Here is a 13,872-nt window from a genome sequence, read left to right as displayed (position 1 = left end):
TCAGAGCTTCGGCGGCGGGGCCGTGCCCAGGATCGCCTCGATCGACAGGCCGAGCCCGAGCAGCCTGGCATCGCTTCCGACCGGACCGTCGAGCTCGAGCCCAACCGGCAGGCCATCGGACGTCATGCCGGCATAGAGCGACAGCCCGGGAAGGCCGGCATTGCTGCCGGGATCGGTGTTGCGGATCATGGTGCCGAAGGTCGGCACCGGCGCGCCGCCATTGACCGACATCTCGCCGGACCCGGTCTTTTCGTCGATCAGCGGCGCGGGCGCGACCGTGGTCGGAAACAGGATGGCGTCCAGCCTGTTGTTCCTGATGTAGGTGGCATAGATCGCCTGCAGCGCCGGCCGCTGCACGTTGATTGCATCATCATAGGCGGCGCCGAACGCGTCCGTAGTGATGGCACCGAATGCGCCGACGACATCAGGACTGGCGACGCCGGCCGCGATGTCGGACAGCGTGATCCCCTCGATCCCTGAAGCGGCAAGCCAGGCCGGGATATCGGCGATCGGTTCGTGCAGCGCGACCACGAAGGACACCTTGCCGTTCTGCTCAAACAGATCGGGCATATCGACATCGACCAACACCGCGCCGGCCGCCGAGAGCCGGGCGCAGGCTGCGCGGGCGACGGCTTCGACATCGCGATCGAGGCCGCTCCAGAAGCAGGCGGGAATGCCGAGACGCACGCCGCGTAGCGGGATGCTCGTTGCCAGCGGCGTGCCTGTCATCACGGCATCGAGCAGCGCGACATCGGCGACCGTGCGTCCCATCGGGCCGACGGTGTCGCGGGTATGGCTGATCGGAACCACCTGGTTGTCGTCGTGATAACGCCGCTCGGCGCCGCCATTGCCGACCGAAGGCCGAAGGCCGACGGTCCCGGTCAGCGCGGCGGGCACGCGGGTCGAGCCGCCGGTGTCCGATCCGAGGCCACAGGTGGCGATGCGCGCGGCGATCGCCGCCGACGTTCCGCCGGACGACCCGCCCGGGATCCGGCTCGTGTCGTACGGATTCCGCACCGGTCCTGTGAACGGTGCGAGATTGGTACTGGTGATGCCGAAGGCAAGCTCGTGCAGATTGGTCTTGCCGATGACGACGGCACCCGCATCGAGCAGCTTTTGCAGCGACGGCGCGTTGCGCGCAGGCCGCGCGTGTTGCAGCGCCGGCGTGCCGCCCGATGTCGGCAGATCTGATGTGTTGATATTGTCCTTCACGACGATCGGAAGCCCGGCCAGCACTCCGGTCCGCGTCCCGGCATCGACCTCGCGCGCCGCAGCAAGCGCGCCGTCGCGGTTCAGCACAATGAAGGCGTTGAGGTGCTTGAGCCGCTCCGCACGATCGAGCGCGGCCTCGACGACACTGACCGCCGTTACCTTGCCGGCGCGGATATCAGCCAGGATCCCCGCAGCGGTCGTTTCATTGGTGTCGGCCATACCCTGCGCCCTGTTGAATTGCAGGGATTAGGCTATTCTTTCGGCCGCTTGTCGTAAACTCGTTTCGCCTTGCCGAGCGAACGCTCCAGCGTCTCGGGCGCAACGACGCGGACGCGGGTCGAGATGCCGATCGTGTTCTTGATGAAGGCGGAGACCTTCTCGGCGTGAACAACCAGCCCTTCGCCATCCCAGCTCTCGGGCCGGGCTTCGGCGAGCACCGTCATCTCATCCATGCGGCCCTCACGGGTCAGCTCGATGACAAAATGACCGCCGCACCAGTCGGTCGCCAGCAGCGCTTCCTCGATCTGGGTCGGGAACACATTGACGCCGCGCAGGATGATCATGTCGTCGGAGCGGCCGGTCACCTTCTCCATTCGCCGCATGCCGGGCCGCGCCGTGCCGGGCAACAGCCGCGTCAGATCGCGGGTGCGGTAGCGGATGATCGGGAAGGCTTCCTTGGTCAGCGAGGTGAACACCAGCTCGCCCTTCTCGCCGTCGGGCAGCACCTCGCCGGTCAGGGGATCGATCACCTCCGGATAGAAGTGGTCCTCCCAGATGTGCAGGCCGTCCTTGGTCTCCACGCATTCCTGCGCGACGCCGGGACCGATCACCTCCGACAAGCCATAGATGTCAGTGGCGTCCATGTCGAACGCCTGCTCGATCTCGACTCGCATCGCGTTGGTCCAGGGTTCGGCACCGAAGATGCCGAACTTCAGCGACGATTTGCGCGGATCGAGGCCCTGCCGCTTGAACTCGTCGAGGATCGCCAGCATGTAGCTCGGCGTCACCGTGATGATGTCGGGCCGGAAGTCGTTGATGAGCTGCACCTGCCGCTCGGTCATGCCGCCGGAGATCGGGATCACCGTGCAGCCGAGCCGCTCGGCGCCGTAATGCGCGCCGAGGCCGCCGGTGAACAGGCCGTAGCCATAGGCGTTGTGCATCAGCATGCCGGTGCGGCCGCCGGCGGCGCGGATCGAGCGCGCCATCACATCCGCCCAGGTGTCGATGTCGGCCCTGGTGTAGCCGACCACGATCGGCTTGCCGGTCGTGCCCGAGGAGGCATGGACCCGCACCAATTGCTCGCGCGGCACCGCGAACATATTGAAGGGATAATTGTCGCGCAGATCGGTCTTCACCGTGAACGGAAATTTGGCGAGATCGGGCAGCTGCCTGAAATCGGACGGATGCACGCCGGCGGCATCGAACGCTTTCCTGTAGTGCGCGACATTGTCATAGGCATGCTTGAGCGACCAGGCCAGCCGCCTGGTCTGCAGCGCCATGATCTCGTCGCGCGAGGCGCGCTCGGCCGCATCGAGCTCGGCGTGATAACCGCTGTCCTTGACCTTGAGCTTTGCCGTTGCCATCGACGTTTCCCCTGAAGCCTTTATGCCTTGATGTCCGTGTCGGGCAGCCAGGTGCCCGGTATCACGCGCGAATGCCCGCGGAATTCGGCGATCACGCTGTCGCCGGAGGTCACGCTCACGTCGTAGATTCCCGAGCGGCCATTGCGCGAGATCTCGCGCGCGGTCGCCACCAGACGATCCCCGAGCTTGCCGGGCCGGATGAAAGTGACGTTGCCCTGCGCCGCCACCGCGCGATCGTTGCGGCTGTTGCAGGCAAAGGCGAAGGCTGAATCGGCCAGCGTGAAGATGTAGCCGCCATGACAGATGCGCTGGCCGTTGACCATGTGCGGCTGCACCGTCATCGCCATCACCGCCTGCCCCGGCCTGATCTCGACGAGTTCCATGCCGAGACCCTTGCTGGCGTCGTCTTCCTTCCACATCGCGTCCGCGCAGGCGCGGGCGACATCCTCGGGCGATAGCGTGGCCTTCACGTTCACATCGAACTCCCTGTGCGCGGGCCCGTTGCGGAGGGCCTCTTGGTGTCAAGCGTCAGTGTTGGGCGTGACGCGCGAGGCGTCAACGCTACTTCCGTCATTCCGGGACGATGCGTCAGCATCGAACCCGGAATCTCGAGATTCCGGGTTCGCTTCGCGCCCCGGAATGACAATCAACAACTAGACGTGGTCGTAGTCGACCACGACCTTCTCAGAGCACGGCTTGGCCTGGCAGGTGAGGATGAACCCCGCCTTCAGCTCCCACGGCTCCAGCGAATAGTTCAGGTCCATCGGCGCCTCGCCTTCGACCAGCTTGGCGCGGCAGGTCGAGCACATGCCGCCCTTGCAGGCGAACGGCAGGTCCATGCCGGCGCGCAGCGCGGCGTCGAGGATCGACTCGCCGTCGGCCACCGGGACCTCGCGGCGCTTGCCGTCGATGATCAGCCCGGCAATCGCCTTCGGCGGCGCGCCGGCCGGAACGACGACCTTCGCCCGCGGCTTGCCGCCGAATTCCGACACGAAGCGTTCGACATGGATACGCTCGTCGGCGATGCCGATCTCGCGGCAGGTCGCCTCGATGGTCTCGCTCATCGCGGCCGGACCGCAGACGAAGACGTGATCGACCGTCTCGGCCGGCACCAGCGAGCGCAGCAGCACACGCACTTTCTCGCCGTCGAGCCTGCCGTGCAGGATCGGGATGTCCTGCTCCTCGCCCGAGATGACGTGGAATACCGAGAGCCGCTGCATGAAGCGGTCCTTCAGCTCCTCCAACGCCTCGCGAAACATGACGCCTTCGGTCGAACGGTTGCCGTAGAAAAGGAAGAAGCGGCTGTCCGGCTCGCGCGCCAGCACGCCCTTGATGATCGAGAGGATCGGCGTGATGCCGCTACCGGCGGCAAAGCCGACATAGGTCCGCGCCTCGCCCGGCGCGTGGGCGACGCCGAAACGGCCGGTCGGCGTCATCACGTCGAGCTCGTCGCCGGGCTTCAATTCCTCGGCCGCCCAGTTCGAGAATGCGCCGCCGTCGACCTTCTTCACTGCGATGCGCAATTCGCCGTCGTCGGGACCGGAGCAGATCGAATAGGACCGGCGAACCTCCTCGCCGTCCATCGTGGTGCGCAGCGTCAGATACTGGCCCGGGGTGAAGCGGTAGTCGCCTTGCAGATCGTCGGGGATCGCAAAGGTCATCGAGATTGCGTCCGACGCCTCGCGGCGCAGGTCGCTAACGGATAGGCGGTGGAATCGTGGCGTAAGGGACATCGCTTATCTCTCCCCGTCATTGCGAGGAGCGAAGCGACGAAGCAATCCATCGCTCAGCGTACGCCGAAGCATGGATTGCTTCGCTTCGCTCGCAATGACGGCCTTGGCGGCAAATAACGACATCATAGTCAATGACACTTGAAGTAATCGAAGGGTTCACGGCAGCTCTTGCAGCGCCACAGCGCCTTGCAGGAAGTCGAGCCGAATTCGGAGAGCAGCTCGGTATCTCCCGAGCCACACTGCGGGCACGCGACCGCCTGCTCGCCGAACAGCGCGCGGCGCGAGGAGCCCGGCAGCGGCGGCGCGATGCCGTACTCCTTCAGCTTGCGGCGGCCGTCCTCGCTCATCCAGTCGGTGGTCCAGGCCGGCGACAGCACGGTGCGGACCTTCGGCCTATGAATGCCTTCGCGCTCCAGCGCGAGCTCAATCTCGAGCGCGATCATGTTCATGGCGGGACAGCCGGAATAGGTCGGCGTGATCGCGACCTCGACATGACCGTCGTGGACCGCGACATCGCGCAGTACGCCGAGATCGGCGATGGTCAGCACCGGGATTTCGGGATCGACCACCTGCGCGGCCACGCTCCAGGCGCGCCGGCGCAGATCGGCATCGCTGAGCGCGACGGTCACCATGTTGCCCCCGGAAAGGTCCGCTGCATCGATTGCAGCTCGCTGAGGAGATGGCCGAGATGTTCGCTGTGGCTGCCACTGCGGCCGCCCTGCTGCATCCAATCGCTCTTCGGCAACGACAGCGTCGCCTCTTTGATGATGCCGGTGACCGTCTTCCGCCAGCGCGGCTGCAGCGCCGCGGGATCGATCGCGATGCCGGCGTCGATCAGGCTGCGCTCACCATCGTCCACCGCGAACATCTCGCCGGTATAGGCCCAGAGGTCGTCGATCGCATCCTGCGCGCGGCGATGGCTCTCCTCGGTGCCGTCGCCGAGACGGACGATCCATTCCGACGAATGCCTGACATGATAGGCGCTCTCCTTCTCCGACTTCGCCGCGATCGCGGCGAGCGTCGGATCGGACGAGGCCATCATCGCGCGCCAGTAGAGATCGGCGAATGCCGCGTAGAAGAATTGCCGCACCATGGTGCGAGCAAAGCCGCCGTTCGGCTGCTCGACAAGCAGCAGATTGCGATACTGCCTGACGTCGCGCAGATAGGCGAACTTGTCTTCGTCGTTGCCTCGGCCTTCGACCTTGGCCGCGTAGGTGTAGAGCTCACGAGCCTGACCGAGCAGGTCGAGGCCCATATTGGCGAGCGCCATGTCCTCTTCCATGGCGGGCGCATGGCCGCACCATTCGGACAGCCGATGGCCGAGGATCAGCGCGTCGTCGGCGCGGCGCAGCGCGTAGAGCACCAGCGGCGTTTCGGAGACTTCGATGTTGACGGTCGCCATGTTCTCTATTCCACCTGCATCCACTTGCTCGACGTCATCCTGAGGAGCCTGCGCAGCAGGCGTCTCGAAGGATGGCCGCGGTTACGATCGGGCGTCATGGTTCGAGACGGCGCTGCGCGCCTCCTCACCATGACGGGTGAAATTCACATGTGCCCGACTTCGTCGGGGACGTCGTAGAAGGTCGGGTGGCGGTAGATCTTGGATTCCGCCGGCTCGAACATCATGCCCTTCTCGGACGGATCGGACGCGGTGATCGCGTTCGAGGGCACCACCCAGATCGACAGCCCCTCGCCGCGGCGGGTGTAGATGTCGCGCGCGGCCTGCAGGGCGAGCGTCGCGTCGGCCGCGTGCAGCGAGCCGACATGCTTGTGCGCCAGGCCATTGCGGCTGCGGATGAAGACTTCCCAGAGCGGAACGTTCGGCGTGGCCATCTCGGCGCTCCCTTATTCTGCGGCTTGCGCGAGCTGGCGGCGCTTGCGCTTCTCGGCATAGGCCATCGCGGCCTCGCGCACCCAGGCACCCTCCTCATGCGCCTTGCGGCGCGCGGCGAGACGATCGCGATTGCAGGGGCCGTTGCCTGCCAGCACCTGCTTGAACTCGTCCCAGTCGATCGGGCTGTGTTCCCAATTGCCGTTTGCGTTCTGCTTCATGCCGGGATCGGGGATCGTCAGGCCCAGGAATTCGGCCTGCGGGACGGTGGCGTCGATGAATTTCTGGCGCAGCTCGTCGTTGGAGAAGCGCTTGATCTTCCATTTGGTCGAGGTGTCGCTGTGCTGGCTGACCTGGTCCGGCGGACCGAACATCATCAGCACCGGCCACCACCAGCGATCGAGCGCGTTCTGCGCCATCGCCTTCTGCTCCGCGGTGCCGCGGCACAGCGTCACCATGATCTCAAAGCCCTGGCGCTGGTGGAACGATTCCTCCTTGCAGACGCGGATCATCGCGCGCGCATAGGGGCCGTAGGAGCAGCGGCACAGCGGGATCTGGTTCATGATCGCCGCGCCGTCGACCAGCCAGCCGATGGTGCCGATGTCGGCCCAGGTCAGCGTCGGATAATTGAAGATCGAGGAATATTTCGCCTTGCTCGATAGCATCGCATCGACCAGCTCCTCGCGCGAGGTGCCGAGCGTCTCGGCGGCGGCGTAGAGATAGAGGCCGTGGCCGCATTCGTCCTGCACCTTGGCGAGCAGCGCAGCCTTGCGGCGCAGCGACGGCGCGCGGGTGATCCAGTTGCCCTCGGGGAGCATGCCGACGATTTCGGAATGGGCGTGCTGGGAAATCTGCCGCGTCAGCGTCTTGCGGTAGGCGGCGGGCATCCAGTCGTTCGGCTCGATGCGCTCGTCGGCATCGATGCGGGCCTGGAACTGACTGGCACGGGCGGCATCCTCGACGCCGCGATCGTCGCCGTCGGATGAGTTGAGCGCCTGCGTGTACATGGCCGACCTCCCAATGTGTTGTTAGGCAGCAATGTATAACACAAATTTTCGAATGCAAGAAGTTTTTGTAATATGTTCAGACACCCTCGAAACGGCGCGCCACCGCCCCGTTGGGCTTCGGCAGCGGCCCGTCCTCGTTGGTTGCGTGGTCGTCAAGCCATTGTTCCGACGGCGAAAGCAGCCCGCGATAGATCTCGCCGCAGAGCTTGCGCGCCGCCCTGCCCGGCCAATCCTTCGGCAACAGCTGATAAGGCAGCAGCGGATCGCGCAGCACGACGCGGCGGTAATGGTGGATCAAGAGAATGCGCGCGGTGAAGGCGTCGGCGTCGCTCAGCGTCTCGCCGCGGATGATTGAGCCGTGCAGCGGCTCGAACGTCTTCATGAACTTCAGATAGGCGTCCGCGGTGCGGTCGAGCGGCCAGCTCTCGCTGAGCAGCCGGCGTCCGCTGTCATCTTCCGCGGAGACTTCGAGCCGGATCGCGCGCGATGCTTCATCGGGGATCGGCACGCCCGACGGCGCGACCCACACGCCGGGCAGCGGGCTGCCGAAGCCGGCATTCTTCAACGCCTCGCGCGCGGCGTCGCGGTCCTCGGCATTGCCGATCAACAACAGCTCGAAGCGGCCGGTCCAGTCCGACGGCGGCGGATCGTAGATGTGCCGGGTTGCGGTGTCGAAGGTCTGCCGGCCCTTGGCGTTCAGCCGATAAAAACTGTTGCGGCCGACCTTGTTGCGCTCGAGCCAGCCGTCGGCGGCGAGCCGCGACATCGCGGTGCGCACCACATTGCCGTCGATGTCGAGCGACTTGAAGAATTCGAGCAGCGTGCCGAGCCACACCGAGCCGCCGCGCGGCACGATGGAATCTCCGAACACGGTGATGATGATCGAGCCGGTGCGTGACGGCTCGCGCTTCAGCTGATCGACGATGCGGGCAAGCGGCTGCGGCATGCCCAACGCATAGCGCGTTTTGTCGATTCACGACAATGCGGGTTCTTCTCCTTCTCCCCGCGTGCAGGGAGAAGGTCGGGATGAGGGGGCTCTCCGCAATCACGGTGCGAGTTGCGCTCGTGGAGACTCCCCCTCACCCGGATCGCATTGCGCTGCGCTTCATGCGATCCGGCCTCTCCCCGCAAACGGGGCGAGGCAAGCAAGTCAGCGATTGGGATCCGGATAGACGATGCTGCGCCAGCCGCTGCGATCGAACGGCGCCCACTCGCCTTCCTTCTGCGCGAGCCGATCGGCGACCGCGTAGACCACGGCCGGGTGATGACCCATGCCGCAATGGCTGCTCTCGACCTCGATGCTGTCGGTCATCGACGAGGCCTGCTCGCGGCAGCCCTGCCAGGCACAGACGCCGTCGGTGCGGCTGAAGATCGCGGTGGTCGGCACCGGCGGCGCGCTGGCGAGCGAGCCGCCGAAACGCGAATCCTCTTCATCGGCGCGGCGGCCGCTGGCCATCTCATAGACGCGCCAGGCGTTGGTCGACTTCGGGCCGGCGGCAAACGGGCTGCCGAGCGTGATCACCTGGCGCACGCGCTCCGGCATCATCTTGGCGAGCTGGCGCGCATAGAGGCCGCCGAGGCTCCAGCCGACGACCGAGACCTTGCGGCCGGTGGTTTCATTCATCTCCTGCAGCAGGTCGACCATCCCGTCCTGCACGCCGGCGCGAAGCCCGAGATTGCGGCCCTGGCGCCAGCCGCTGACGGCGTAGCCCTTGCTCCTGAGAAAGTCGCGCAGCGGCCGGGTCGACATGTCGGAAGCGATCAGCCCCGGCAGCACCAGCACCGGATGCCCATCGCCGCGCGGCGCGAGGCTGAGCAACGGCAATGCACCAAGAAAGGCGCCGAGCTCATGAATGGCGCGGCCTTCCAGAAACATCAGCGTCCTGGACGGCGGGCGTAGCGTCTGCGCAGCAACGGACATTTCAGCTCCTCTTCCGGCAGGGCCGCCGGCAATGGGACCAACGAGAATAGGTCAACGGAGTTGACGCGAACCCGGCGGAATCGTTCCGGAACGCAACAATCTGTCCTGAAAAGCTAGGGAACCGGACACTTTCGTGCAAGCGGTCCGGGTCACACTTGCCACAACTAAAGTGACGTTCGTGCTCAATCGGTCACAGCAGCCGCAGCGTGTATTCCAGGGTGTAAAGCGCAAGGCCGGCAAGCCCGCCGATCAGCGCGCCGTTGAAGCGGATGTATTGCAGATCCTTGCCGACATTGACCTCGATCAGGGAGATCAGCTGCTCCATGTCCCAGCTCTTCATCTGGTCGGCGATGAAGCCGGAGACGCCGCTCTTCTGCTCGGCGACGACGGTGCGCAGGATCGCCACGAGGCCCTGATTGATCTCGCCGCGCAGGTCGGTGTCGCCGTCGAGCGCGTCGCCGGCCTCGACCAACATTCGCGCCAGCTGATGCTGCAGCACCTGCGACTCACCCGAGGCGCTGCGTTCGATGAAGTCCTTGACGTTGGCCCAGATGGTGCGCCCGAGATTGGCAAGCTCGGGCCGCGCCATCAAATCGCGCTTGAGACCATCGATGCGATCGGCGAACGCCTTGTCGCTGCCGAGCCGGTCGACAAAGGACAGCAGCATGCGGTCGAACTCGCCGCGGAACGGATGCTGCGGATCGTTGCGCACTTCCTCGAAGAACTTCGTGGCGGACGCGATGATCCGGTTCACCACGAACTTGTCGGCACGATAGAGCCTGAGCAGCGTCGGCATCTCGGCGCGGACCTTGTCGCGGATCACGGCCATGGTCTCCTGCTGCGTCAGCGTCTGGTGCAGCACGCGCAGGATGTCGTCGAGCAGGCCGCCATGCTTGCCCTCCTGCACGAAGCCGCGCAGCGCGCCGGCCGCAAGCGGCGCGAGGTCGATCGAGAGCACCTGCGTCGTGACGCGGCGGCTGATGAACTGCATCAACCCCGAGCTCTCGGTCGCCGCGAATGCCTCGGGCAGCATCCGCAGCACGAAGCGGGCGAGATCCTCCGAACGTTTGCGGTCGCGCAGCCAGTCGGCGATGAACGAACCGAAATCGATCTCGCGCAGCTTGGCCTCGACCGGCCCGGATTCCAGGAAATTGTTCTCGATGAATTCGCCGAGCTTCTCGGCGATGCGCGCCTGATTGCTCTGGATGATCGCGGTGTGCGGGATCGGCAGGCCGAGCGGCCGCTTGAACAAGGCGACGACGGCGTACCAGTCGGCGAGCCCGCCGATGGTTGCGGCCTCGGCAAATGCCGCGATGAAACCGAACACCGGGTGCACCGGCAGCAGCGCCTTCGCTGCGATGAAGATGATGAAGGTTGCCGCCAGCACGCCGGTCGCCAGCCACTTGACGCGCCGCAGCTCGGCCGCGCGTTCGACGTCGACAGGCGTTGCGATGAGGGCGGCGGGAAGGGTCATGGGGTTTCGCAGGGGTGACGAACGAAGCATAGCATAGCCGCACCGCCGTCATTCCGGGGCGTGCGAAGCACGAACCTCAGGTGCGCAATTGCGCACCGGGGAATCTCGAGATTCCGGATCGCCGCTTCGCGTCGTCCGGAATGACGATGGATACATGAGTTATGAAGGACACCGCCAAAAAAGAAGGCCCGCAAAATGGCGGGCCTTCGAAAAGGGCAGTTGGTCAGCGCGGCCGCGATCAGGCGGTCTTGCCGTAGACCTTGGCGAAGTTGTCCTGCGCGGTCTTCGCACCGTCGGTGACGAGCTTGCCGAGATATTCGGTGGTGGCCTTCGCCCGCGAGACGAACAGTTCGCCACGCGCACGGGCCAGCTCCGACTGGATCTGGGCGGCTTCGCTCAGCGACTTGGCCGACGCGAGCTTGTCGATACCGGCGAAGAACGCCTCGGCGTCCTGGTAGATCGCCTGCTGGATGTTGCGGCTGATCTTGGCGGCTTCGGTCACCGAACCGGCAACAGCGGACTCGATCACGTTGGTCACCTTCTCCGAGCCGGCATAGGCATCGGCAGCGCGGGTCTTGGCGGCCTCGGCCTGCTTCTTCACGAACTCACGGGCGGCTTCCGGAACTTCCAGGTTCTGAAGCTTGGTGAACGCCTCGGTGACGGGCGCGAAGGCTTCCTTGACGCTGTTCAGCACGGAATTGGTTTCGGTGGTCATTGGGGTCTCTCCATCCTCAGGTTTGAGCTATGGGCTCACCCCGTCCGGTTTGGCCCGGGGCAACGGTGTTATGACACGCCTCATGATGCACCGCAACATCTATGTTGCAGCGCGATATCACGAACCTGTGAACAGCATGAATGTCCGGCAGATTGCCTAGTGAACCGGCATCAAACGGTTTCTAATTACCGCTTACCGCGTCAGAGACCCCGTACGCCTCCATCTGTGCCCGGACCTGCGCCACATTGTGCCCCAGCACGACAATGTCGTGGGTCTTGCCCTCGACGTCGCGGACATGGTCGCGCAGCAGGGCCTCGGCCTTGAAGCCGAGGCTCTCGAACAGCGCGATCGCCGCCCGCTGGTCGACGGTCATCTGCACCGAGAACTTCTCCAGCCCGGCACCGAGCGCGATGGCGAAGGTCTCCTGCGACAATGCCCGGCCGACGCCCTGCCCGCGCACGTCGAGCGACACCACCATCCGGATCTCGCCGACATGCGGCGACCAGGAATGCGGATCGCGCACCAGGGTGCCGCAGCCGACCACCTTGCCGTCCTTGATCGCGAGCAGGCTCGTGATGTCGCCGCGCTCGATCTCGTTGATCCAGGCCGACAGCACCTTCGGCTGGCTGATGTTGCGCGGCAGGAACAAGAGATCATGCGTCGGCAGCTTTTGCGCGAAAGCCAGCACCGCGGCCTCGTGGTCCCGAATCATCAGGCGAAACTCGATGTCGCCCGCCTCGGTCTTGACGCGGCGCGGATAGGAACGTTGTTCGGTCATGTCGATCTCTCTCAAGTCGACCCTTCTTAGGTCGATCTTTTGCCCAGCCAGGAGTCCAGTTTCGGCCACAGCCGCTTGATTGCGTTGGCGCCGGCGACCAGCGAGACGTGACCGCCTTTCAGCATCACCTCCTCCTTGTCCTCGGAGCCGATCTTGGTGATCAGATGTTTTGCCGCATCATACGGCACGATGTGGTCGTGCTCGGCGACCGCGTGCAGGATCGGCACCTTGATGTCGGCAAGCTTTGCCTCGCGGCCGCCGACGGTCATGGTGTCGTTGTAGAGCTTGTTGTCCCACATCAGGTCCTTGGTGATGGCGCGGAAATATTCGCCCGCGAGCGGCAGCGTGTCGGTCGCCCAGCGATCGAACATCCGGTACGACTTGACGAACTCGTCGTTCCAGATGTTGTCCCAGAGCTGGATCTGGCCGACGACACGCGCGGCCGGCCGCAACATGTCGAACGATTGCAGGATCAGTTCGGGCGGCATGTTGCCGGTGCTGTCGATCAGGCGGTCGACGTCGAAATAGCGGCGGTCGGCGAAATTCGAGAACAGCTTCATCTCGCGGAAATCGATCGGCGTGGTGAAGCAGATCAGGTTCTTCATCGGCCCGTCGTTGAAGATCGAGCCGTAGAGCAGCGACAGCACGCCGCCGAAGCAATAGCCGATCACCGAGACGTCCTTTTCGCCGGAATCCTGCTGCACGCGGCGGACCGATTCCGGAATGAAGTCGAGGACGTAATCCTCCATGCGCAGCGATTTTTCCTCCGGCTTCGGCGCACTCCAGTCCAGCATGTAGACGTCGAAGCCGCGCCTGAGCAGGAATTCGATGAAGCTCTGCCCCGGCACCAGGTCGAGGATGTAGCCGCGGTTGGTGGTCGCCATCACGATCAGCACCGGCACGCGATAGACTTCGCTGGCCAGCGGCCGGTAGTGATAGAGGTTCATGGTGCCGCGCGAATACAGCACGTCTTTCGGCGTCGAGCCGAGCGACGGGCCGGAGCTCGAGAAATACTCGACGCCCTTGATGCTGCGCTGGATCGCGCGCTGCACCTCGGACTGGACCCGCTCGGAGATCGAGGCGAAATCAAAGGGGGTGGGAGCATTCATTTGCTGCCTCCCTCCGCTGGCGGCTGCTTGGTGCGCGGTGGCCGCGGCGTTGCGCCGTGGCCGTCGTCCGGCGCCAGCGAATTGTGGTGCACCTGCTGCAGCAGCGTCTTGATCTCGTTGAGCTGGTTCTCCATCGATTGCAGGCGCTCCGCCATGCCGACGAGCTGGGCGCGGCTCGGCAGGTTCATCGCCAGCAGATATTTCTCCATCAGCTCGCCGAGCTGCTTCTGCGCGCCGGCCGCAACGCCGCCGGCCTGGTTCATCGCCTTGGAAAATTCCGGCGAGCTCATGAGCTGGTTGCCGAAGGAGTTGAACCCCTTCTCCATCTCGCCAATCATCGTCTGCCAGATCACGGCAGGGTCGTTGCCCTTGTCGGCCATGCGGCGCTCCTCCACACCAATTTCGGGCGCTTGCCGCGCTTCCATTTGTTTCTGCCATACGACACTGTTGCTGCTGATCGGTCAACTGCGCGGCGCGACCAGCGACGCCGAGGCTCTTCTGCGCTGCGT

The 13,872-nt window shown here is 64.9% G+C and carries 15 protein-coding genes; all 15 read right to left on the bottom strand.

The features are described 5' to 3' along the window. The 15 genes from iaaH to ACVW1B_RS05785 all read right to left on the bottom strand — a co-directional run bounded on the left by iaaH (position 1) and on the right by ACVW1B_RS05785 (position 13,743). Positions 1-1,431: an indoleacetamide hydrolase gene (gene iaaH / locus ACVW1B_RS05855; protein WP_456821330.1), complete on the bottom strand. Its 1,431-nt coding sequence runs from the start codon at positions 1,429-1,431 to the stop codon at positions 1-3. Positions 1,432-1,463: 32 nt separating this feature from the next. After that, entirely contained in the window at positions 1,464-2,795 is a 1,332-nt protein-coding gene (paaK, locus tag ACVW1B_RS05850; RefSeq protein ID WP_456781222.1) for a phenylacetate--CoA ligase PaaK, read from the bottom strand. A gap of 20 nt (positions 2,796-2,815) precedes the next feature. Further along, positions 2,816-3,271 carry a hydroxyphenylacetyl-CoA thioesterase PaaI gene (gene paaI, locus ACVW1B_RS05845; RefSeq protein ID WP_456781223.1) on the bottom strand — a complete coding sequence of 152 codons (456 nt, stop codon included), beginning with the start codon at positions 3,269-3,271 and terminating at the stop codon, positions 2,816-2,818. Positions 3,272-3,448: 177 nt separating this feature from the next. Then, positions 3,449-4,528: a 1,2-phenylacetyl-CoA epoxidase subunit PaaE gene (gene paaE, locus ACVW1B_RS05840; protein ID WP_456781224.1), complete on the bottom strand. Its 1,080-nt coding sequence runs from the start codon at positions 4,526-4,528 to the stop codon at positions 3,449-3,451. A gap of 128 nt (positions 4,529-4,656) precedes the next feature. Next, positions 4,657-5,160: a 1,2-phenylacetyl-CoA epoxidase subunit PaaD gene (gene paaD / locus ACVW1B_RS05835; RefSeq protein ID WP_456821329.1), complete on the bottom strand. Its 504-nt coding sequence runs from the start codon at positions 5,158-5,160 to the stop codon at positions 4,657-4,659. Then, entirely contained in the window at positions 5,154-5,930 is a 777-nt protein-coding gene (gene paaC, locus ACVW1B_RS05830; RefSeq protein WP_456781225.1) for a 1,2-phenylacetyl-CoA epoxidase subunit PaaC, read from the bottom strand. The genes paaD and paaC overlap by 7 nt, the downstream gene beginning before the upstream one ends. A gap of 143 nt (positions 5,931-6,073) precedes the next feature. Then, on the bottom strand, positions 6,074-6,361 hold the full coding sequence (gene paaB, locus ACVW1B_RS05825) for a 1,2-phenylacetyl-CoA epoxidase subunit PaaB (protein ID WP_016842890.1): 288 nt from the start codon (positions 6,359-6,361) through the stop codon (positions 6,074-6,076). Positions 6,362-6,373: 12 nt separating this feature from the next. Next, the gene (gene paaA / locus ACVW1B_RS05820) at positions 6,374-7,366 is read right to left on the bottom strand and encodes a 1,2-phenylacetyl-CoA epoxidase subunit PaaA (protein ID WP_456781226.1); all 993 of its coding nucleotides are present in this window, start codon (positions 7,364-7,366) and stop codon (positions 6,374-6,376) included. A 76-nt stretch (positions 7,367-7,442) separates the two neighbouring features. Continuing rightward, positions 7,443-8,312, bottom strand: a complete 870-nt coding sequence (paaX, locus tag ACVW1B_RS05815; protein ID WP_028331813.1) for a phenylacetic acid degradation operon negative regulatory protein PaaX — start codon at positions 8,310-8,312, stop codon at positions 7,443-7,445. A 204-nt stretch (positions 8,313-8,516) separates the two neighbouring features. Beyond that, on the bottom strand, positions 8,517-9,287 hold the full coding sequence (locus tag ACVW1B_RS05810) for an alpha/beta fold hydrolase (protein ID WP_028331814.1): 771 nt from the start codon (positions 9,285-9,287) through the stop codon (positions 8,517-8,519). 190 nt (positions 9,288-9,477) lie between these two features. Then, complete coding sequence (locus ACVW1B_RS05805; RefSeq protein WP_141340846.1) at positions 9,478-10,761, bottom strand: DUF445 domain-containing protein; 1,284 nt, start codon at positions 10,759-10,761, stop codon at positions 9,478-9,480. Between the two features lie 238 nt (positions 10,762-10,999). Further along, positions 11,000-11,476 carry a phasin gene (locus ACVW1B_RS05800; protein ID WP_028331816.1) on the bottom strand — a complete coding sequence of 159 codons (477 nt, stop codon included), beginning with the start codon at positions 11,474-11,476 and terminating at the stop codon, positions 11,000-11,002. A gap of 181 nt (positions 11,477-11,657) precedes the next feature. Further along, positions 11,658-12,254 (bottom strand): GNAT family N-acetyltransferase, encoded by a 597-nt coding sequence (locus ACVW1B_RS05795; protein WP_038383826.1) that lies wholly within the window; start codon positions 12,252-12,254, stop codon positions 11,658-11,660. A gap of 26 nt (positions 12,255-12,280) precedes the next feature. Further along, positions 12,281-13,363: a PHA/PHB synthase family protein gene (locus tag ACVW1B_RS05790; protein WP_456781229.1), complete on the bottom strand. Its 1,083-nt coding sequence runs from the start codon at positions 13,361-13,363 to the stop codon at positions 12,281-12,283. Further along, on the bottom strand, positions 13,360-13,743 hold the full coding sequence (locus ACVW1B_RS05785; RefSeq protein ID WP_057017659.1) for a hypothetical protein: 384 nt from the start codon (positions 13,741-13,743) through the stop codon (positions 13,360-13,362). Before ACVW1B_RS05785 ends, ACVW1B_RS05790 begins: the two co-directional genes overlap by 4 nt. Positions 13,744-13,872 lie beyond the last annotated feature (129 nt).

This window comes from Bradyrhizobium sp. USDA 4502, assembly GCF_054063355.1.
Note: the sequence above shows the minus strand (reverse complement) of the source record. Positions and strands in the feature narration are given on the sequence as shown.

Bases quoted from the DNA above. Each gene is read 5' to 3' on its own strand.
- paaK (WP_456781222.1), bottom strand. From the start codon at position 2,795: ATGGCAACGGCAAAGCTCAAGGTCAAGGACAGCGGTTATCACGCCGAG.
- paaB (WP_016842890.1), bottom strand. From the start codon at position 6,361: ATGGCCACGCCGAACGTTCCGCTCTGGGAAGTCTTCATCCGCAGCCGC.
- paaC (WP_456781225.1), bottom strand. From the start codon at position 5,930: ATGGCGACCGTCAACATCGAAGTCTCCGAAACGCCGCTGGTGCTCTAC.
- ACVW1B_RS05810 (WP_028331814.1), bottom strand. From the start codon at position 9,287: ATGTCCGTTGCTGCGCAGACGCTACGCCCGCCGTCCAGGACGCTGATG.
- ACVW1B_RS05805 (WP_141340846.1), bottom strand. From the start codon at position 10,761: ATGACCCTTCCCGCCGCCCTCATCGCAACGCCTGTCGACGTCGAACGC.
- paaX (WP_028331813.1), bottom strand. From the start codon at position 8,312: ATGCCGCAGCCGCTTGCCCGCATCGTCGATCAGCTGAAGCGCGAGCCG.
- paaE (WP_456781224.1), bottom strand. From the start codon at position 4,528: ATGTCCCTTACGCCACGATTCCACCGCCTATCCGTTAGCGACCTGCGC.
- ACVW1B_RS05790 (WP_456781229.1), bottom strand. From the start codon at position 13,363: ATGAATGCTCCCACCCCCTTTGATTTCGCCTCGATCTCCGAGCGGGTC.
- ACVW1B_RS05800 (WP_028331816.1), bottom strand. From the start codon at position 11,476: ATGACCACCGAAACCAATTCCGTGCTGAACAGCGTCAAGGAAGCCTTC.
- ACVW1B_RS05785 (WP_057017659.1), bottom strand. From the start codon at position 13,743: ATGGCCGACAAGGGCAACGACCCTGCCGTGATCTGGCAGACGATGATT.
- iaaH (WP_456821330.1), bottom strand. From the start codon at position 1,431: ATGGCCGACACCAATGAAACGACCGCTGCGGGGATCCTGGCTGATATC.
- ACVW1B_RS05795 (WP_038383826.1), bottom strand. From the start codon at position 12,254: ATGACCGAACAACGTTCCTATCCGCGCCGCGTCAAGACCGAGGCGGGC.
- paaA (WP_456781226.1), bottom strand. From the start codon at position 7,366: ATGTACACGCAGGCGCTCAACTCATCCGACGGCGACGATCGCGGCGTC.
- paaD (WP_456821329.1), bottom strand. From the start codon at position 5,160: ATGGTGACCGTCGCGCTCAGCGATGCCGATCTGCGCCGGCGCGCCTGG.